We start from the raw sequence: 21,288 nt of genomic DNA on the forward strand, positions 1-21,288 counted from the left end.
CCCAATTTCAATTCCTCGTTGTTGACCAATTTCTACTCCCTCTTGTAAGATTTGTTGATACCAAGGAGATTGTTGTAAAACTGCCATATCCCACCTCATTATTTGTTGTACTATTTCCGTTTCTAATACATTTGATAAAATTTTGAAGAGTGCGGGTTTAATTGACAAATAATCAATAAAACCCGCAGTTTTGTTCAGAAAATATTGTTTAAGAATCTGACTGATAAATTTGGCGCAATTGCTCGATAGTTTCTACAGTCTTGAGAGAGGCAAGAATTTTTTCTAAAACCTGAATATTTTCAATAGTATTAATCTCGGAAAATATCTCTTTTCCTGATTCACCAAATTTTAGTTCTAATCCGATTTCTATTCCAGAAATTATCCCACGTTGTTCACCTCGTTGTTCCCCAATTTCAATTCCACGTTGTTGACCAATTTCTACTCCCTCTTGTAAGATTTGTTGATACCAAGGAGATTGTTGTAAAACTGCCATATCCCACCTCATTATTTGTTGTACTATTTCCGTTTCTAATACAAATGTAGCAAAAAATGCTAGTAAATTTTCTAATTCTGAGAGTTGTTCATCCTCTCGTAAAAGTTGCAATACTTGTCTCACAGTTGTTTCTTCTCCTCCATCTTTAAGAATCGGAGTAAAAGGAAGTAAGGAGGGAAGAGGTTGTTGAAAAACTGCTTGTGCTTCTACTTCCCATAGGTTAATAACTCGATAGTCTTGATACGCTCTGAGATTCAAAAATTCTGATTCGTAACAATTGACTATTTCTGTGGTTGTCCTTGGTTGGAGAATATTTATTAATACAGGATAAACTGGTTTTTTGTACTTTTCTTCTGCTAGTGCAGCATAAGCACGCATCCGACGTGGCATTTCTGTATTATACCTTAATTGCATTTCATTCAGAACTAGAAATTCTCCATGTTCTTGACTGGAAACACGCACCAAAACATCCCCTTCTCGACTTACCCATTGGAAGTCTGAAGAAATAATTTCTTTGACAGTAACATTGGTAATTTCTGTCACCCATTCTACCCAACGACTGGGGGCAATTCCAATTATGCGTTTACTGCTAATATCAACTTTTTTTGTCATCCTATGAAATTTAGTTTATTCTGTCTATTTAAAATTATCATTATTTTTTAGCTAATATATTTAATGAGAGGAAATGGTGCGTTACGGCCTTCCCTAACTGTGTCAGTCCACTACTAAACCGAAGTGGATTATTGTAGGGTGCGTTAACGAAGTGTAACCCACCGCTCATAATAAAATATGTGTAATTAAGGTGCGTTATGACGTTGCCTAACGCGGTCTACTAAACCTACTTTCTCCACAACAATAAAACTAGAAAGTTCTGAATTCAGAATTATAAATTCAGAATTATAAATTATAAATTATAAGCTAGTTTCTAATACAACCAACTGCGATATTCAGAATTATTATCTTTCATTTCTTCATATAACCAAACCATGCGATCAAGAAACCACATTTTACCTAAAAGTACCAGAATAACTCCTAACAAAGTCTGCCAGATATTCAATTGAATTAATCCCCAAATACAAAATAGTAAACCCACAAAAGAAATTAGATTAAGAATATTAATCATAGGTTGATGATGTTTGGGAATTTCCACCTTTTGACGGTTTAACCAAACTCTTTCTCCTAAGACTGCTTTGGAAAACCAATTATTTGTTGAGGTTGGTTTGGGGAAAATTCGGGGATTTATCCAAATCCAAATAATGAGAATAATCATTGGAATTAGACACCACCAATTAATCCAAGTTCGACTCCAAATAGAAACAATAATTAAAGGTAATATGGGAAATCTAGTTAATACACTCCAGGGATTAGCATGACGTTCCCAAACTTCATCTGTCATTTGAAAGAAGTTAGCGATTTTTTGTTCGGTTGTCATAATGATTTTTTTTATCTTTCAGAAAATTATCAATTAAAATTTTACCAAAAAATAGCTTGATTTTGTATGATAATCTTTAGTGATAAAAATAGTTATTCTATCCTCTGAAAAAGTAATGGAGAAAAAATTATGACAACAGAAGATTGGTCAGAAATACATGAGATAGTCAGTAATAATGCTCGTATTATGGAAGCTTTAGCAAATAAGGCGGCGGAAATAGCAAAAGAACGAGAACGAATCTCTCAATTTATTGCACAGAGTCAGGAAGTAATTGCACAGCAACAAGCAGAATTTCGTGGTTTACAAACAGAAAATAGGCGTATTTTAGATATTTTACTGAATGAACGACAAAAAGACGAGCCTCCTGAAAATTAATCGGGAGTTATACCGTTTCACGGAAGTTAAAAGTCAAAAGTCTAAAGTAAGATTTTGTAGGCTTGGTTGAAGTAACAAAGTTTTGATGGTTGCGGAGAATCAATGTTTGTATTTGTAGATATTATAATGATGGTAAAAATTATTTTATTGAGCTATGACTTATCCTAAAACAAATAAGCAGAATCAGAATCAGATACCAGCATATTTTCAAGAAAGAATACAAGCAGCTAAAGATAACAAACTTAAGGAGTTAGACTTAAGTAGTAGTTTTAGCAGAGATGATGAAAAATTAACTGAAATTCCTACTGAGGTTTGGGAGTTAGAGCAGCTAGAAGTATTAAAATTAAGTCGTAATCAATTAACAACCATCCCGGAATCTATCACTAAACTAACCAATTTAACTCAGCTTGATTTAGGAAGAAATCAATTAACAACCATCCCGGAATCCATCAGCAAACTCTCTAATTTAACTCGACTTAATTTAGGAAGAAATCAATTAACAAGTGTCCCAAAATCCATCAGTAAACTCTCCAATTTAAATGAGATTTATTTAAATTATAATCAACTAAAAAGCATCCCGGAACAAATTAGCAAGCTTTGTAATTTAACTCGGCTTGATTTAAGTTACAATCAATTAACAACCATCCCAGAATCCATCAGCAAACTCTCCAATTTAATTCGGCTTGATTTAAGAAGTAATCAATTAACAAGTATCCTGGAATCAATCAGCAAACTCTCCAGTTTAACTGAAATTTATTTAAGTTATAATCAACTAAAAAGCATCCCGGAATCCATTACCAATCTCTCTAATTTAACTCAAATTTATTTAAGTTATAATCAATTAACAAGTATCCCAGAATCCATCAGCGAACTATCCAATTTAACTAAGATTTATTTAAGTTATAATCAATTAAAAAGCATCCCAGAATCCATCAGCGAACTATCCAATTTAACTGAGCTTGATTTAACTGGTAATAGCCTCGAAACTCCGCCAATAGAAATTGCTGTACAAGGAATAGAAGGAGTTAGAAAGTATTTCCACCAAACACGAAAAGAAGGAATAGATTATCTCTATGAAGCCAAATTACTAATTGTTGGAGAAGGTGGAGCAGGTAAAACAACTCTAGCTAATAAAATTCAAAATCCAAACTATCAACTACAAGATGAAGACACAACTAAAGGAATTGAAGTTTATGAGTGGAACTTTCAGACAAAAAACCAACACAACTTTCAGATGAATATTTGGGATTTTGGCGGACAAGAAATTTATCACGCTACCCACCAATTTTTCTTGACCAAACGCTCGTTATATATCCTTGTTGCAGATACCCGTAAAGAAGATACGGACTTTTATTATTGGCTGAATGTAGCAGAATTATTGAGTGATAATAGCCCTTTATTAATTATCAAAAACGAGAAACAAGAACGAAAACGAGAAATTAATCAACGGGCATTGCAAGGGCAATTTACTAATATCAAAGAAATCTTAGCTACCAATCTTGCCACTAATCGAGGTTTAGAAGAAATTAGATCGGAAATCCAACATTACATTAGTAAATTACCCCACATTGGTAATGCTCTACCTAAGACTTGGAAAAAAGTGCGGGAAGCATTAGAAACAGATGGTCGTAACTATATTAATCTAGAAGAATATTTATCGATTTGTGAAAAGAATGGCTTTAAGAAACGGGAAGATAAATTACAGTTAATTGGGTATTTACACGATCTAGGAGTTTGTCTACATTTTCAAGATGACCTCTTGTTAAGTAAAACAGTTATTCTCAAACCAGAATGGGGAACAGCAGCAGTTTATAAAGCCTTAGATAATCCAAAAGTTTACGATAACTTTGGCAGATTTACCAAAGATGATTTAACCAACATTTGGCATGAAGAAAAATATGTCAATATGCACGACGAGCTACTGCAATTAATGATTAAATTTAAACTCTGCTATAAAATTCCTGGTACTTCTCAAACCTATATCGCGCCTCAACTCCTAACGGAAAATCAACCAGAATATGACTGGGATGAAAGTAATAATTTGATTTTACGTTACACTTACGAATTTATGCCCAAGGGAATAATTACTCAGTTTATTGTAGCGATGCACGAGGATATTGAGAAGCAAGAATATGTTTGGAAAAGTGGAGTTATTCTCAATAAAAATCAAGCCAGAGCAGAAGTAATTGAATATTACGATAAGAGAGAAATAAAAATTAGGATTTCTGGGCAGCAAAAACGAGATTTGATGACTATTGTGACTCACGAATTAGATAAAATTCATAGTTCCTATAATAATCGACTCAAATATAATAAATTAATTCCTTGTAATTGTGAGGCTTGTAATAATAATCAAAATCCTTACTTCTACAACTTTAGGGAATTAAAAGAACGAATTAGTCATGGCAAATACAGCGCTGAATGTGGAAAACCTCCCTATCATCAAGTTAATGTATCAAGTTTAATTGATGATGTGATAGACAGAAAGCCAAGTAGTAGTTTTTTACAGCCTGAAGATTCTACAAACCCTATCACAAATCATTATTATGGTTCAGTAGAATATAATTATAACGATGTTATTGGCAGTCAAACTATAGCTGAAAAATTTGTCAACGACGAAAGCCGTAAAATTGAAAATAAAGATGGAAATGTTGTAGGTAATATATTCGGTGATGAGAGTAGTATTACAGATAAAGTAACAACAACTTCTCCTCAGTCAAAAATATCTCCTCAGCGAAAAAGAAAAGTCACAGCAAATTCTCCTCAACCAAAAGTATCTCGTCAGCGAAAAAGAAAAGTAACAACAAGTTCTTCTCAGCCAAAAGCATCTCCTCAGAAAAAAAGAGAGAAACCCAGAAAATTTGGATTTTTAGATTTCTTGACTTGGATGCAGAATGGGCAAATTCTTTTTGCCTTAATTTCTTCTATTATTGGCGTTCTTTTGCTGATTATTTCTCCTATATTCGCACCAGAATGGGTAGAGCAAATTCAAAATAGAATCCAAGATATAATTCCAGTTCCACAACAAGAAAATGAATCCGATGGTTAAAAAACTAGAAATTGGGTTTGTATTTAGATATAATTTGGCTGAAAAGTTGTCATTGCGACGACACGAAGCAATCTCGCGCCACGCCTAAGATTGCTTCCTTCCACTCCGTTCCAGTCGCAATGACCTACTTCAATACATATAAAATGGTGCCCTGCGACGGATTGTTAAATGCTTTTCACAGTCTAAATTTTTGCCGTCTAACACACCCTACAAATCCAGTTCCACAACAAGAAAATGAATCCGATGGTTAAAAAACTAGAAATTGGGTTTGTATTAGATATAATTTGGCTGAAAAGTTGTCATTGCGACGACACGAAGCAATCTCGCGCCACGCCTAAGATTGCTTCCTTCCACTCCGTTCCAGTCGCAATGACCTACTTCAATACATATAAAATGGTGCCCTGCGACGGATTGTTAAATGCTTTTCACAGTCTAAATTTTTGCCGTCTAACACACCCTACAAATTTTGCTATCGAAACTAGAAACCGGGTTTGTCTCAAATACTCCAATATCAACATCTACCTCTGAAAAATCCGGTTTCTTTTATCGCTGATAACTGATAACTGTTAACTGATAACTGTCATAGCAAACTATCTCCAAATTCTTCATTAAAAATATCTAACTGCTCCAGAGTTATCACTTCTTCCTCCTCCTTTTTCTTAACACCTTTCCTCAAACCAATTGCTATTTTACTATGCTTTTCTATCTCCCCCATTACCTGTCTCGCTCGTGCAATAACCGAATCTGGCAAACCTGCTAATCTTCCCGCTTCAATACCATAAGATTTATCCGCTCCACCTGGTTGTACTTGATGCAAAAATACAATTTTATCCGGTAATTCTTTCACCGTTACTTGATAATTTGCCACATTATCCAAAATCGAAGAAAGTTCATTTAATTCGTGATAATGAGTAGCAAAAATTGTCCGAGATTTTATTTCCGTTGCCAAATATTCTGCCACCGACCAAGCAATCGAAATTCCATCAAAAGTTGCCGTTCCCCTACCAATTTCATCCAACAAAACTAAAGACTTTTCCGTAGCATGATTCAAAATATTTGCCGTCTCATTCATCTCCACCATAAAAGTTGATTGACCAGTCGCTAAATCATCCACAGCTCCCACACGAGTAAAGATCCGATCGCTCACCCCTAAAACAGCAGAACTCGCCGGAACAAAACTACCAGTTTGTGCCATTAATTGAATCAATCCTACCTGCCGTAAATAGCAACTTTTACCACTAGCATTCGGACCAGTTAAAATTATTAAATCCGGCGCAGAATGAGGAGTAATTCCCGAATTATTTTCCTCTAAATTTTTACTTCCCAATATGGCAGTATTCGGCACAAAAAAACCAGCAGGTAAATACTTTTCCACCACCGGATGCCGACCTTCAATAATTTTCAATTCTCGACTATCAACCATAGTCGGACGAACATAATTTTGATAAACTGCCACCTCTGCTAAACCACACAAAACATCAATAGCTGCCACAGCACGAGAGATATTTCTTATTTCCTCAGCATGTTCCCCTATCTCATTTCTCAAAGCAACAAAAATATCATATTCCAATTGATTCAAATCATCCCGCGCCGTCAAAATTCTCACTTCCCTTTCCTTTAATTCCTCAGTAATATAACGCTCTTCATTCGTCAAAGTCTGCTTCCGAGTATAATCATCCGGCGCCAAATTTGCCTTAGACTTAGAAATACTAATGTAATAACCAAAAGCCTTATTATAACCAACCTTTAAATTAGCAATTCCCGTCCTTTCTCTTTCCGTAACTTCCAAATTAGCAATCCATTGTTGGTCTTCTTCAGCTAACCCCCGCATCTCATCTAATTGTACATTTACACCAGAACGAATTAACCCACCTTCCTTTAAATGTTGAGGAGGAGATTCAACTAAAAAAGAATGAATTTTATTCCCCAATTCTTGTAAAATTGGAGGTAGACTTTGCAACACTTTTAAATAAGGAGAATTACCCTCAGAAGCTAAAGCAGAAAGTTCCGGAAGTTTAGTCAAAGAATCAGCTAAAAAAACTAAATCTCTAGCATTAGCAGTACCAGCACCAGTCCGCCCCGTCAGACGTTCCAAATCATAAATTTGACGCAATATTCTTTGGATATCTTGACGCAAATCATTATTTGTTATCAGTTCGTCAATAGTGTCATGTCTAGCGCGAATACCCTTCAAATTCAAAAGTGGTTGCACTAACCACCGTCGTAAAGCACGACCACCCATAGCAGTGCTAGTCTTATCGATCGCCGACAATAACGAACCATGATAACTACCATCTCTAACCGTTTGCGTAATTTCCAAATTCCGGCGACTCTGGTGGTCGAGAATCAAAAAATCTGCCAAAGTATAACTACGCAAACGTTGTAGCGGAACTTGATTTTCCTTTTGAGTTTCCTCCAGATATTCCAACAACCCCCCCGCTGCTCGCACACCCAACGGAATATGTTCGCAACCAATACCCTCCAAAGATGTCAGTTGAAATTTTAGCAACAGTCTTTCCTTTGCTTCCCCCAGAGTAAAAGGTTGTTGCGGACGCAGAGAATAACAAAAAGAATTAGGCAAACATTCTGGAAGATGGTCTGACTTTTCTCCCGGTCGTAACATAAAACCAATATCAGGTGCATTAGTAGGAAATAGCACTTCCGAAGGTTGCAAACGCATTAATTCTTGAGTCAGTTGCTCTAAACCTTGAGTTTGAGTCGTCAGAAATTCGCCAGTAGAAATATCCGTGTAAGCAAGACCCCAATAATTTTTAGCAATGACGACTGCAGCTAAATAGTTATTGTAGCGAGGTTTAAGCATTCCGTCGTCAGTGAGAGTACCGGGAGTCAGAATACGAGTAATTTCACGTTTAACTTGACGATTTTCTTTAGCAGCAATAGCAGAATCTTCTACTTGGTCGCACACCACCACCGCATAACCTTTTTCTACTAATATCGCTGCATATTTTTCCACAGCATGGTGAGGAACTCCAGTCATAGGAACCCTACCAATTTCCTTACCAGCGTGTTTACTCGTCTGTACTAATTCTAATTCGTGCGCAATAGTTACAGCATCCTGAAAAAAACATTCAAAAAAATCACCCACTCGAAACAGTAAAAGAGCATGGGGATATTGTTGCTTAACTTCCACATAACGCTGCATCATTTCTGATAGTTTGCTAATGTCAAGTTGACTGTAATCTGCGTTAGAGGAGAGAGAATCTTCAGCTTTATTTTGTTTGGCTTTTAATGATTTTTTAGTAGATGCAGAAGCCGAATATTTCATAGATAGTTAATAGGTTATTTAATGTTATTTAATATTATATAGCAATCAGGAATGATTTATGAGATATTGAAAAACAATTAAGAGCAATCAAAATCCTCTTATATTCTGACTCCTGACTCCTGACTCCTAATTACCACTAAAATCTTACAACCGAAATATGATTATTATATCTATCATCCTGCCTCAAAACAATTACCTGTAACTTAGCCAGGATGAATGGTTATCCTAAACTATGCTTCAACTAATATAAATGATTATAAAAATATTATCAAGTTTTGAGATAATTTAATTTAACTGATTATAGGTTCAATTATTATAGAGAGTATACTCTTTTTTAACACAGAGATTTATAAATTACAACCTGTATAATATCAACTTTATCTTAATATCTAACTTAGACATAAATTGAATATTATTTTTTCGGTTATACCAAGCGCGATCGATGTTTGCTACAAATAGTTAGGCTGTTTTTAGGAGTTAGGTAGAGGAGCTGTCGGATTAGCGACGTACAGAATGAATAGATTAAATACCATTTATTCAGGCGGAATTTCTCTTTTTAGTCAAAACATCTCATGTCAAGTCTTTCAATTACCTTTTTCTTCATAAAATGCTTTTTTCGGGGTTGCACATTAAAGAATGACAATAGATTTTCAACTGTAGATATATTGAGGAAAGAATTATCCAAAATATCAAATGTTCGGATTTCATCATTCCTGATTGTGCAACGCCCTTTCTTCAACCATGGTATTAACTGAATTTAGTCTTCATCCCAAACCTTCCCAGAAAAATTTTATTATACCATCAATCGATCATTTGTACTTGATTTGATAAATACTTTATACTTTAGTATTTCTCCTTAACACCTAATACCAATTCTCAAAAACTTTGCTATACTTGAATTTTATATATACTATTTTTTGTCGTAATTTGATTGTTTACTAAGCTATATTATTTCTATGCTTATTTTGACCACCTTCCCTGGGTAACATTACTTTTGATATATTGTATAATACCTATCACTTAAAACCTTTTTTCAGGATATGTAGCAAAGTTTTTGATATTTAGTCTTACTCATCATCAGGATATTACCGAAAAATTAAGGTATAAAGCCTTCTATTTCAAGAGAAAAAGCGGTCGTTTGCGTTAGCGAAGCTCCTCTCCTCTGTTAGCGCAGCTCCTCCGCAGGAGGCAAGAGGCAGCATTCCGTAGGATGGGATGGATGGGTTACCGGCGCCATATCCAATCTCCCCTTGAGAAGAAAAAAAATCCTTTTAGTCAATCCTATCCGTTATAAGAAGAGGTAATTATTAATTATTAATTATTAATTATTAATTGTTGAAATACTTTATTCAATCACAAAATTTAATAATGAATAATCAATCAAACTAGATAAATATCAACAATAACTAGCAGATATAGCAATCCTATTTCAGTTGTAATATTTTAGTGGTAGTTAAAAGTCAGGAGTCAGAATTTCAAAGATTTTCAGTTAAAATTAACTATTATAAAAATTTTCACAACCAATGCGCGGATTGCTATATTTATAGCCAGATAAATTAAAAATATAATCAAAGTAAATGGAATTCTCAAATTACCCATCGTCTAGTTTAATTTGCACAAATTAAATCTGGAAATAAAGTATTAGATATTACCACTAGCACTGGTCATGTAACAATTTAAGTAGATCAAATAATTGGGGATTATATAGCGCTACGCGCAAGTCAAAAGTTAAAAGCGAGTGCGTAATTCTGAGGTCACCTCAGAATGTAAGACGCACTCAAGATAGTCAAAAATTAAAAGTAATCCCTGAGTGAGTTTAAACATTTATAAATGTCCGCACCCTTTGCTTCGACTGCCATAGTTCGGTTATTGGTATAAATATATCTACTGGGATGCTTGAAAAAGCTAAACAAAAAGTTAGACTCTTAAATCTGAAAAATATTCAATTTCAGTAGCTAGCGAAAAGCTTGCACTTTTTTATGTGAAAAAAGCTCAAACCTTTATATGTAGATGTTTTGAGAGTTAATCAGCAAGCCATAACGAGCAAAAAAGCTCTCCTCTGACTTCAATAGCAAATATTCATATTCTCCCCAACTCCCCATCTCCCCATCTCCCCCAACAACTCTAATAAATATTCAACCCGATATGATCTAATATCAAATCCGCTCAGGTTCGGTATAAAAAAATGTTTCATCTTCAGCCATTAACAAATCTTCCTAAATTCTCTTCTCTCCTGAAACCTGACTCCTAATTAACTATCTAAATTATACCAATGCTACCCGATATGATATAACTCCTGTAATATCCTAAAATACAAACAAAAAAGAGGTCAAAAGACCTCTCTCTAGTTACTATTTCTTAAAATCGTAATTTAAAGTAACCCAGTATTTACCCCTTGTTTACCAGTAGCCAACTCTACTTTGACAATTTTACCACCCATTTTCATAATTCTTTGTTGTTCCCGGAACCAGTTATCATAAGGAACAAGCTTAGTAAAGTAGGTATTTTGTAATTCTCGTTGAGTACGAGTCCGAGTTAGACTAGGAACACAAGCTGTAATCTTAAACTGTCTCATGTTACAAATTTCTCCTAAATATTAATGAGGAATTTCTTGACATATTCCCGACGTTGCGCTATGCGACAAAGCGAGATTCTTTAGCCTGGGAAACCCTGACTGCAATTTTAACAGAGGTGATGTCCTCCCCCTGTATTGATAACTATCCTACTACTTAAATCTAAATTATTTTAAATCTAAAATTATTTAATTATGCGATCGCTTCAGCTTCAAATCTCAAACCTAAAAATTCCCAAGGCAGGGAGCCATAGAATCAATACTAGTTCACTAAAACTTATAAATTAAATTAATTCAATAAGCCTTTGGTAATCTAACACTCACTCTAGGTTTCCCTAGCCTCGAAATACAACATCAGTCAAAACAAAAGAGAAAATATACTCTTTTTTGTCTTTTTACCGATTGCCAAATTAGCTCAAGCCAGAGCAGATGTAGTCGAAGTAAACACCCATTTCCTTACCAGCATCAGGACCTACTAAACCAGCAGTAACTTCCTTCATAGCTTGGATAGCTTGTACAGTAGCACCGATGGGTACACCTAGAGAATTGTAAGTTTCTTTCAGACCATTTAATACGCGCTCATCTAAAATGGAAGGATCGCCTGCGAGCATTGCGTAAGTAGCGTAACGGAGATAATAATCTAAGTCGCGGATGCAAGCAGCATAACGACGAGTGGTGTACATATTACCACCAGGACGAGTAATATCAGAGTAAAGTAGGGCCTTAGCTACAGCTTCTTTAACAATAGTTGCAGCATTAGCGCTGATAGCTGTTGCAGCTCGAACTCGTAGTTCACCTGTAGCAAAGTAACCCTTGAGCTTATCTAGAGCACCAGTATCAAGGTATTTACCTTGAACGTCAGAAGAATTGATAACGGCGGTAATTGCGTCTTGCATTGTTGATTGATTTCCTTAAAATTGCTGAATCTTCAAAAATTATTGGATAAGTAAAGGCTAGTAGAACTTTAGATTAATCGCCAGGCTAAACTTGATACTTGAGTAAGCTCTCAAATATAGAAATTTTCCTGTCCGATCGAATTTTATCTAACGTCTAAAAATATATTTAGCCTTAACCCATAGCACCGATAACATAGTCAAAGTAAGTAGCAGCTTCGGCAGCATCGTCGCCACTTAAAAGGGTAGCAGCGACATTCTTCATGCAACGAACACCTTCAGCAACAGCTTCAATAGAAGTGCCCAAAGACTTATACATTTCTTGAACCCCTACAAGTCCGATCTCCTCAATAGGAGTAACATCACCAGCAACAATACCGTAAGAAATCAAACGTAAATAATAATCCAGATCGCGCAAGCAAGTCGCAGTCATCTCTTCACCGTAAGCATTACCACCGGGAGAAACAACATCAGGGCGCTTTTGGAAAAGTTGAGCACCAGCTTCTTTAATGATCCGCTCGCGAGATTCACTCATAATTTGAGCAATCCGAACACGCTTTTCTCCAGTGCTTACAAAAGCTTTGATTCGATCTAATTCACCAGGACTCAGATAACGAGCCTCAGCATCTGCATTAACAATTGATTTAGTGACAATACTCATGCTTTATTCCAACACAGTTAAGGTAAAAGGTTGCTTGACATACTCCCAACATTGCCCATAGCGAAACAACGTGGAATTCTTCGACTCAATATATTTGAATCGCTATTTATACAGAGGTGATGTCCTCCCCCTGTGTTTTTCCAAAACGTTATGGCAACCGTCCCAAGATTCCTTTACAGGAGAAAGTGGAACTTCTTGCCAGACTGTGACATACTCCCACGCCATACTGTAAAGTTGGCGAGGGCTTCTCGTTTCTTAGTCCCGGTATCCCGTCGGACAAGAGCGAGCTTTAAGAACGGAATGCCCTACCGCTCTGTCTAGCTAAAAATGAGTTAGTTACCAAGAAGGAATAATACCCTCTGACATAACTACCTCTAGGAAGTATTTTGAGGCATTGTGTTCACTTTCTCATTATTTCCTTAATAGTTTGTAATATTTTGATAGGAATTACTGTTATTTCAGGCCAAAAAACTCCGAAAATCTTTACTAATGACAATTAATTCAAGACGATTGGCCGAATTACCTTTTGATTTCATTTCCGAGGGCAGAGAAGAGGCCATTAGTATGTTCTGGATCTTGAAGGCCACTAACTATAGCGCTATGTGCAAGTTAGATATCTTACTTCTAACTTCTGAGTGCAGCTACAGCAGTCGAAGCAAAGGGCGCGGGCATCAAAAGCCTAAAACCTAGACAAAGCAAGATTTTTCCTTCTGCCTCCCCCATTTCAAAGGGGGGTAGGGGGGATGCCTTCTGCCTTTTGCTATATATTTCCCAAACCCCGAATTCTCCATCAAAAAAACGCGGGGTAAAATTAACCACTCGCGTTTTTCTGTTTCCCTTCGCGACATTAAAAGCGGAGCTTTGCGGAACGCAAAACAGCCCGCTCATTTTCATCCTTGTTCTGTTGGCATTGCCTGCACTTAGGCATAGAGGCATTAATCTCAACCTTGCTTTTAAGGTCAATAGAAAATTTGCCGCTTAATATTTAAGAAACTGCTGCTGCTACCTTTGCATCAACAGCTTTATCAGTCAAACGCTCATAAGTTGAACGCATTTTTAGACCAACTAAAACTTGAAATAGTCCACTACCATTATTAGAACCTGGATAGTCTTGATGGTTCATCATCATATGGGTCATCTCACCATAGTATTTAGTGGAAGTATTGCTAAGGTGTCCTTCAACGTAGATCATTTCTTCCAGATTATCAAAGTTACCATCTACTTCTAAGATAGAAACTTCATGGCCGAAATACCCATCTGGGCCATAGAACATCTTAATACCAGGATAAGAACAGGTGAGTTTCCGTCCACAAGGAATCCAGTTAATAGTAGATCCTTCATCAAATAGATAGACTGGCTCAAAATCTTTGACACCTTCACGTTGGATCAAGCGTACGCGTAAAACCTTATGTTCCTTGTCATCAGGAATTAGTTTAGTGGGCAAAATTTGAATTACCACATCTGCATGAGCTTTTTGTGGGTCAATATAGGCATCAAAGTCAGGACGACGAGCATTGATAGAGGCTAGTACATCTTCGTAACGGTGGCCTCTTTCTGCCATATCACGCTTGATTTTCCAAGCAATTTTAACTTCATCACTAATATCTAGATAGACACTAAAATCTAAAAGCTCTCTTACACGCTCATCATAGAGAGGATGAAGACCCTCAATCACCACAATATGATTTGGGTGAACTTTTTCTGGTGGGTCGAGTTCGCCAGTTTCGTGGTTATAAATTGGCTTATCGATAGACTCACCACCCTTGAGAGCTTTAATTTGCTCGTACATTAGGTCAAAATTATTGGCCCTTGGATCGAGAGCAGTAATTCCTGTTTCTTTACGTTGCTTACGGTCTAGACTATGATAGTCGTCCAGGCAGATAACTGTAACGAAATCTTCTCCAAATACATCTGTAATTCGGCGCAAAAAAGTAGATTTTCCGCATCCAGAATCTCCGGCAACTCCAATTAAGACTACTTTATCTGGTTTTTTCACAATAGTTTCCCTCTAACACAAAACAAAGTTTAGTGACATATCCCATGGTTTCTTTGTGGGTTAGTCTAGGCTTCTTAGTAAGTCCAGGACAAATTCCTCAGCATTTCTGGAGCTGTTTTAAGTCTTGTCACCCTTAACCCAGACTATATCTATTTTGAAAATCAATTTCAGCCACTTTTTCCACCACATCTCCATGACAAGAGAGTTAAGGCTTCCTAGGGAAGTCAGCTAAATCAATAGATAAGTCCAATAAATTTGGTCCATATAAAACGACTTCACTGGAGAGGGTTGCTTTGCTACAGGGTAAAATGCTGAAACAACCTCCTATCTTTGGAGTCTTGGACAGACCTTGAAGCTATTGACTCTAAGTCTTTATTACTAACTTTTGTAAAATATCATATCAGAATGGGATCTTCCCTACAAGGATCAAAGAAAATAAAAGTTTCATCTAATATCTTCTGTAGAAATCCAGACAACAGCCTCAAAGCCAATATTTTTCGCCATTTGTTATCTAGGCCAAATAAAGTCTATTTTAATCAAAAAATCAACTAAATGGATATGTAAAGATTTCAACCTTGAAGTAGAAACAATCCTATTGGTATTCTCAAGCCCTTGAGCGATCGCTTGGTGAATTTCAGTTAGCCTCTTTTCCTGGGGAATGTTACGCAAACGGAGAAGTTGTATTTTCCAGAGAATCTATCGTAATTTTGACTTTAGACTTCGGGTTGAGATAATATCACTGACTTTTACTTCACAGTTAGCTAAAGAAACCATAAGAAATTAGGACTGCTCTGAACTTTAATATATACAATAGTCAAAATTGATTAACATCAAGAATACTAATGCCTAAGAGCTAAATGAAAGGGCGAAAAAAATATTTCTGTATTGGCCAATAGTCAAAATCATCTTCAAAAAACACTTAAATGCGAACAAAAGTGAATTTCTTGTGAATGAAAAGTCTATATTTACCAAACAAAAAGAGAAGTCAATAATGACAACTCAAATTGCACTTAGTGTAAAAAACAATACAGAATTATATGTTATCTCTGTTTATGGAAGCTCAAGGGACTACATGAGAGTGAAAAACCTTAACAACGATCGGTTTTACTCATTGCAGTAGTTCTGCTTTCAGGAGAGTTCCTAATCAGATAATGAATTAGGAAATCAACAAGATGACATTAAGAAAATAAAATTTTCAGCATTAAACCTCTCAAATATATAGCACTAAGCATTATGGTTAGGACACTTATAAATTCTCAAACTCAGTCAGGGATAACTTTTGATTTTTGACTTTTAACTTTTAATTTGCGCGTAGTGCTATAGAGTTGAAAAATTCTGGCCATTACACCATGGCATCTTAAAAAACACTTAAATAGAAAGGCTCATTATCTCTTGGCAATATACTTTATCTAAATGGAGAAGTAAAGAATGAAAACTCAGATGGGATTCGGTGTAAAAACAAACACAGAATACGGTAGTCGTAGTTTTGTATATGAAGTAGAGGGTCTAGGTCAGAGTGAAACTACTGACAAGTTAAATAGCCCTATCCGTAGCAGTGGGACTGTTTATATTACAGTACCTTATGCTCGCATGAATCAAGAAATGCGAAGGATTACAAGGATGGGAGGAAAAATTGTCAGTATCAAAACTCTGAGTGAGCACTCTCAAACTAATGGTCAAACAACTAACACAGGAGAAAAAACTAAACCCATGACTCAAGCTAAACCTAAGTCAGATAAGAAGGATGTTCCTGTAAACACCTATCGTCCCAAAAATCCTTTTATTGGTAAATGCCTTTCAAGCACTGAATTAGTCCGCGAGGGTGGCGAAGGTACTGTTCGTCATCTAGTATTTGACCTTTCTGGTAGCGAGCTGAAATATCTCGAAGGTCAAAGTATTGGTATCATTCCACCAGGAACAGATGCTAATGGTAAACCTCACAAGTTAAGGCTTTATTCCATTGCTTCAACTCGTCACGGTGATAATCTTGACGATCAAACTGTATCTCTATGTGTACGCCGTCTAGAATACAATCACCCAGAAACAGGCGAGAGAATATATGGTGTATGTTCTTCTTACCTATGTGGCATGGAAGAAGGCGCTGATGTAGCTATTACTGGGCCAGTAGGTAAAGAAATGTTGCTACCTGATGATGAAGATGCAACTATTATTATGATCGCTACAGGTACAGGAATTGCTCCTTTCCGCGCTTTCATCTGGCGGATGTTTAAGGAAAGAGAACAAAATCCTGATTATCAGTTCAAAGGTTTAGCTTGGCTATTCTTTGGTTGTGCTTACACTCCAAATATTCTCTACAAAGAAGAGCTTGAAGAGCTGCAACGTCAGTTCCCTGATAATTTCCGCGTAACTTATGCTATTAGTCGGGAACAAAAGAATAAAGATGGCGGCAAAATGTATATTCAGCACAGAATTCAAGAAAATGCTGATGAATTGTGGGAACACATTCAAAAGCCAAATACTAACACTTATATCTGTGGTTTAAAAGGTATGGAAGGTGGCATTGATGAAGGAATGTCTGCTGTTACTGGTAAGTTTGATGTTGATTGGACTGAGTATCAGAAGCAGTTGAAGAAAGAACATCGCTGGCACGTTGAAACTTATTAATCTGCTGGCGTTCAGAAGTAGCATTAATACTTTTGCATTCATCAAAAACCTAAAAAATGACGGGAAGAAGTTAGCCAAGGTGATTTATCCCCTGGTTGAATAATGGCACGCGGGTTTTAACTAGCTATCAGCTTTTTTAGCTTGGGTTAAAATCCCCGGCAAATATTGCCCCGGATGGTTGAGGAGGGGTTTAAATCCCCTTCTATAAGAAACATTCACGAAGGTGGAAATGATTATCTATAAGTATTCTCTAGTGGTTTGAGAAGCGAGGAGATAGTAAGTTGCACCGTGGAGTCATTGTTGGATAACCCAACATAGATTTTCACTAAAAAATTGGGTAGTTACGCCTCGCCCTTAAGCGGGCGACTTTTTGATTGATTAAGTGGGAAGACATAAGCTATAGTATTGTTGTCGCGGGCGGGCAGTCTGAGACATTAAACGGACTTGGAGGGAAGTGTAACCCACCCCCATCCCCTCCCGGGAGGGAAGTAAGAGGGGTGGGTGCATCACCCAATGAAATGTCAACCCACTGAAGAGCTAAGGCTCAGTAAGAATCCCCTTGCCTAACTAACAGTTGGGGAGGATGTCAATGTTTCCAATTTCTACAGTTTAAATCTCACAGTTAGTGACAAATCTCTCAAATTCTAATTAATCCAGAATTATTATATATTTAGGAGAAAAAAATGAAGTTTGGTAATCTTGCTAAAATTGTTGCTGGTGTTGCTGGTGTTGCGGCTACAGGCTATGGTGTAAAAAAAGCTGTAGACTATTTCCAGAATCGCGATCAAGAAGAACCAGATCCTGAAACAACTGAAGATGCAGAAGTAGAGCTAGAGGCAGATGATATTGCTTTTGCTACTGTGGAACCTGAGTCAGTACAGCCTTTCCTTGATGCTAGTTTTGGCGCTGAAGGTCGTTATGTTCCTACTCGCCCACCTAAAGTATTTGAATATCAAGAGCAAGACTATATGGTAATTTGGACTTACGATAATGAGAAGGAAAAAAATCAATTGTTGGCTTTCCAATATACTGAGGAAGGTCGGCAAATGGTTGCTAGTGTGGGATATACTGCTGATGCTACTGACTATAATGTTAATTTGGACGGTACAAATTTAGCTGTTGCAATTAGCAGTAGTGGGGAACAAATTACATCAGGGCAAGGTGAAACTGATGGTACAGATGAAGTTGATTTAGTTCCTGTTGGCTAACTTCATTGTCAAAAATTTGGTAAGTGGCAAACCAGCCCGTTTCAATATTTACTAACCGTATTTATACAAAAAAAAATCTGCTCTAAACTGAGCAGATTTTTACTGTCAACATCTACTTTTTGGAGGCTTCTACCATCCACTTATTATTATACTGATATTTTTAACGTTTTCATAACAGTTTAATTTTTGTTATATAATTTTCTTAAACTATAATAAAAATTGCCTAAAAATCAACTTAAATAGAGGGTATGACCCCTCATTTTGATTTAGATAAAGTAAGAATTCAAACAATCTAGAAGGGAAGAAAACTGATTTACATCTGGCTGTGAAACAGTATTTCTATTGAGCAAAAATGCCTTTATGCCCACATTAATTGCACCCTTATAATCAGCAGTAAAACTATCTCCAATATGCACAGTTTTTTCAATAGTACAATTACATTTTTGTAAGGCAGCAGCAAAAATTTTGCTATCCGGTTTGGCTGCTCCCACTTCTGTAGAAATTGTCACATCAGAAAAAAAGTCCGCTAACTTCAACGCTGTTAAAACTGGATAAAGTCGCGAATCAAAATTAGACAAAACTGCTAACTTTATTCCACTTTCACGCCACTTAGTTAAGGCAGGTTTTACATCAGGATAAACGAACCAAGGGGAGACAGTAGCAAAATAATCATAGAGTTCTCCAAAAAAGCTCCTAAAATCAGAAAACTGCTCTAATAATCCTACTTTTTGATAAGTTTCAGCAGCGACCCGACACCACCACTCAAATTCCAAGTCTGGTATTTGTGTAGATTCTGCTCCAGGAAATGCCATCGGTGGTGCTGCTTTAAAGCTCTTAAAAAAAGCTTGGTTGACAGTAACAGGAGAAACATCGACTCCCCATTGACTGGCAAATTGTTGATAGATTTCACCTACGCTACCACGGACACCAAACAAAGTACCGACAGCATCAAGGAAAATAATTTTGGTCATAGTTAAGGAAGAGCAAGACACGGATTTTGGCACGGATTCACGAATTTTATATTACAGCACTTCGCGCTGCTCGTGATATAAAATATGGTAGCATTGGTGGTATGGTTAAAGGGGCTTACCCTAAATTGTAAGGGCGAATGGCCATTCGCCCCTACAGATTGCTAAAAGAAATGATCATCAATAAACCTTACAAACTTGAAAGCATTTCTTGAATAGGATTAATCATCCAGTTGAAAGCAACTTTGATCTGATGCTCCAAGGTTGGCAAGCGATACAGATATACTAAACGCCTTGCCAAATGTGCTATCTGACCATCTAGTTTAATGCCTAAACTGGTAAGAGTGGCATTGTCAAGTCCCAATGCCATCATTTCACCTAATGCTTGATAGCGGAATGACAATAGAGGTCGCCCGGTCAAAGATGCCCAGATATTCCAGGCGACATAATCTGATTGTTGTATTGCTACTTGAGCTGTGGTGGGAACTTTTTGCCCCTCTGCATCTTGGCAGTCTGCTAAATCTCCGAGGGCAAATATTTTACTATCATCTTCCACTTGTAGAGTTGCACTGGTGATAATTTGTTGGCGCTGATTTTTTGTTAATGGTAACGACTGCACTACTGGAGCAACTTTTGTACCAACCGTCCACAAAACTATATCTACAGGAATAGTATCAACTTGCTCTTTATATTTTAGGGAAATTTGAGTAGCTTCTATTGATTTTACCTCGGTTTCTAGATCGATCCAAATATTTCGTTCTGACAATGCTTTAGAAGCAGCTTCCCGGTTAAAGTCTGGAGATGTTCGCAAAATCATTTCGCTGCGTTCGACTAATCTAATTCTACCCCTTTCTGATAAACGGTCTGCTAATTTACAAGCTAGTTCTACCCCACTATAACCACCACCGATAACAGCAATCCGAATTTTCTCGCGATCGGATGCTTCTAAAACTCGCAATTTTTCTTGAAGACGGTAAGCATCATCAATAATACGGAATGGGATAGCATATTCGGCAGCACCAGGCACCATTTCTATAGGTGTTTCGCCTCCCATTGCTAAAACTAGGCGATCGTAACTGAATGCTTGACCATTTTCTAGTTCTACTTGTTGTTGGTTAATGTCAATTCCGGAAACCACGCCTTGACAAAAACGAATATCGGTGTTTGCTAATAATTCTTCAAATGGTGGGGCAATTTCCCAGGTTTGTAGTTCCCCGGTGACGAGTTCGTACAATAGTGGGGCAAAGAGAAAGCGATCGCGTTGGTCTATCAAGATTATTTCAGGTTTTTTTGATGATTCCCAGGGAAACTGGATTAAGCGGAGGGCGGTATAAAGTCCACCAAAACCGCCACCGAGAATACAAATGCGCTGAGATTTTTCAGTCATAGTTAGGGTAGGAAGTTAATTTTAGGTCACTTCTTTATAGGATAGCAATATATAGTCGAAGTCAGAAGTCAGAAGTCAGAAGTCAGAAGTTAAAAGTTAAAAGTTTTGACACTACAGTAATTTTAGGAAATTATTTCATATCTGGAGACCGTTTTACAAAAGCAAAATTGTAGGGTGTGTTAGACGGCTTAAATTCAGACTATGAAAAGGATTCAGCAATCCGTCGCAGGGCACCATTTTAGTCGTGTCGGTCCACTACAGTAATTTCAGGAAATTATTTCACATCTGGGGACTGTTTTACAAAAGTCAAAGGTTAAAAGAATGTCTTGAATTATTATTTAGA

13 protein-coding genes are annotated in these 21,288 nt (G+C 36.7%); 4 read left to right on the forward strand and 9 right to left on the reverse strand.

The features are described from left to right. Positions 1 to 208 precede the first annotated feature (208 nt). Both F6K22_RS06180 and F6K22_RS06185 read right to left on the reverse strand, forming a co-directional pair. Positions 209 to 1,105, reverse strand: coding sequence for an RpnC/YadD family protein (locus tag F6K22_RS06180; protein WP_293094653.1), 897 nt, complete (start codon positions 1,103 to 1,105; stop codon positions 209 to 211). 313 nt (positions 1,106 to 1,418) lie between these two features. Beyond that, on the reverse strand, positions 1,419 to 1,925 hold the full coding sequence (locus F6K22_RS06185) for a DUF6653 family protein (protein ID WP_293094655.1): 507 nt from the start codon (positions 1,923 to 1,925) through the stop codon (positions 1,419 to 1,421). Positions 1,926 to 2,054: 129 nt separating this feature from the next. On the opposite strand from F6K22_RS06185, the gene F6K22_RS06190 reads away from it, so the two are divergent. Together F6K22_RS06190 and F6K22_RS06195 are read left to right on the forward strand one after the other, a co-directional pair. Next, positions 2,055 to 2,300 (forward strand): hypothetical protein, encoded by a 246-nt coding sequence (locus tag F6K22_RS06190; RefSeq protein WP_293094658.1) that lies wholly within the window; start codon positions 2,055 to 2,057, stop codon positions 2,298 to 2,300. A 154-nt stretch (positions 2,301 to 2,454) separates the two neighbouring features. Further along, positions 2,455 to 5,349, forward strand: a complete 2,895-nt coding sequence (locus tag F6K22_RS06195; RefSeq protein ID WP_293094660.1) for a COR domain-containing protein — start codon at positions 2,455 to 2,457, stop codon at positions 5,347 to 5,349. Positions 5,350 to 5,929: 580 nt separating this feature from the next. On the opposite strand, the gene mutS is transcribed toward F6K22_RS06195, so the two are convergent. The 5 genes from mutS to F6K22_RS06220 form a co-directional block, all read right to left on the reverse strand. Further along, complete coding sequence (gene mutS, locus F6K22_RS06200; protein WP_293094663.1) at positions 5,930 to 8,635, reverse strand: DNA mismatch repair protein MutS; 2,706 nt, start codon at positions 8,633 to 8,635, stop codon at positions 5,930 to 5,932. A gap of 2,371 nt (positions 8,636 to 11,006) precedes the next feature. Continuing rightward, complete coding sequence (locus F6K22_RS06205; RefSeq protein WP_293094665.1) at positions 11,007 to 11,210, reverse strand: phycobilisome linker polypeptide; 204 nt, start codon at positions 11,208 to 11,210, stop codon at positions 11,007 to 11,009. A 407-nt stretch (positions 11,211 to 11,617) separates the two neighbouring features. Further along, a complete protein-coding gene (gene apcB, locus F6K22_RS06210) occupies positions 11,618 to 12,103 on the reverse strand; it encodes an allophycocyanin subunit beta (RefSeq protein WP_293094667.1) in 486 nt (161 codons plus the stop codon). A 172-nt stretch (positions 12,104 to 12,275) separates the two neighbouring features. Then, entirely contained in the window at positions 12,276 to 12,761 is a 486-nt protein-coding gene (locus tag F6K22_RS06215; protein ID WP_293094669.1) for an allophycocyanin subunit alpha, read from the reverse strand. A gap of 985 nt (positions 12,762 to 13,746) precedes the next feature. Next, positions 13,747 to 14,760 (reverse strand): phosphoribulokinase, encoded by a 1,014-nt coding sequence (locus tag F6K22_RS06220; protein WP_293094680.1) that lies wholly within the window; start codon positions 14,758 to 14,760, stop codon positions 13,747 to 13,749. 1,425 nt (positions 14,761 to 16,185) lie between these two features. Between F6K22_RS06220 and petH the strand changes: the two genes are divergently transcribed. Then, positions 16,186 to 17,382 carry a bifunctional rod-capping linker CpcD/ferredoxin--NADP reductase PetH gene (petH, locus tag F6K22_RS06225; protein ID WP_293094671.1) on the forward strand — a complete coding sequence of 399 codons (1,197 nt, stop codon included), beginning with the start codon at positions 16,186 to 16,188 and terminating at the stop codon, positions 17,380 to 17,382. Between the two features lie 683 nt (positions 17,383 to 18,065). After that, positions 18,066 to 18,590: a hypothetical protein gene (locus F6K22_RS06230; protein WP_293094673.1), complete on the forward strand. Its 525-nt coding sequence runs from the start codon at positions 18,066 to 18,068 to the stop codon at positions 18,588 to 18,590. Between the two features lie 266 nt (positions 18,591 to 18,856). Here the strand turns inward: F6K22_RS06230 and F6K22_RS06235 are convergent, their stop codons facing one another. Both F6K22_RS06235 and F6K22_RS06240 read right to left on the reverse strand, forming a co-directional pair. Beyond that, complete coding sequence (locus tag F6K22_RS06235) at positions 18,857 to 19,561, reverse strand: HAD-IA family hydrolase (RefSeq protein ID WP_293094675.1); 705 nt, start codon at positions 19,559 to 19,561, stop codon at positions 18,857 to 18,859. Between the two features lie 187 nt (positions 19,562 to 19,748). Further along, a complete protein-coding gene (locus F6K22_RS06240) occupies positions 19,749 to 20,945 on the reverse strand; it encodes an NAD(P)/FAD-dependent oxidoreductase (protein WP_293094678.1) in 1,197 nt (398 codons plus the stop codon). Between the last annotated feature and the right edge of the window lie 343 nt (positions 20,946 to 21,288).

Origin of the sequence: Okeania sp. SIO2F4, from assembly GCF_010672385.1 — a bacterium.
Taxonomy (GTDB): Bacteria; Cyanobacteriota; Cyanobacteriia; order Cyanobacteriales; family Microcoleaceae; genus Trichodesmium.

Excerpts from the sequence above, each read along its gene's own strand:
- F6K22_RS06195 (WP_293094660.1), top strand. The coding sequence starts at position 2,455 with ATGACTTATCCTAAAACAAATAAGCAGAATCAGAATCAGATACCAGCA.
- F6K22_RS06235 (WP_293094675.1), bottom strand. The coding sequence starts at position 19,561 with ATGACCAAAATTATTTTCCTTGATGCTGTCGGTACTTTGTTTGGTGTC.
- F6K22_RS06185 (WP_293094655.1), bottom strand. The coding sequence starts at position 1,925 with ATGACAACCGAACAAAAAATCGCTAACTTCTTTCAAATGACAGATGAA.
- petH (WP_293094671.1), top strand. The coding sequence starts at position 16,186 with ATGAAAACTCAGATGGGATTCGGTGTAAAAACAAACACAGAATACGGT.
- mutS (WP_293094663.1), bottom strand. The coding sequence starts at position 8,635 with ATGAAATATTCGGCTTCTGCATCTACTAAAAAATCATTAAAAGCCAAA.
- F6K22_RS06205 (WP_293094665.1), bottom strand. The coding sequence starts at position 11,210 with ATGAGACAGTTTAAGATTACAGCTTGTGTTCCTAGTCTAACTCGGACT.
- F6K22_RS06240 (WP_293094678.1), bottom strand. The coding sequence starts at position 20,945 with ATGACTGAAAAATCTCAGCGCATTTGTATTCTCGGTGGCGGTTTTGGT.
- F6K22_RS06190 (WP_293094658.1), top strand. The coding sequence starts at position 2,055 with ATGACAACAGAAGATTGGTCAGAAATACATGAGATAGTCAGTAATAAT.
- F6K22_RS06230 (WP_293094673.1), top strand. The coding sequence starts at position 18,066 with ATGAAGTTTGGTAATCTTGCTAAAATTGTTGCTGGTGTTGCTGGTGTT.
- F6K22_RS06180 (WP_293094653.1), bottom strand. The coding sequence starts at position 1,105 with ATGACAAAAAAAGTTGATATTAGCAGTAAACGCATAATTGGAATTGCC.
- apcB (WP_293094667.1), bottom strand. The coding sequence starts at position 12,103 with ATGCAAGACGCAATTACCGCCGTTATCAATTCTTCTGACGTTCAAGGT.
- F6K22_RS06215 (WP_293094669.1), bottom strand. The coding sequence starts at position 12,761 with ATGAGTATTGTCACTAAATCAATTGTTAATGCAGATGCTGAGGCTCGT.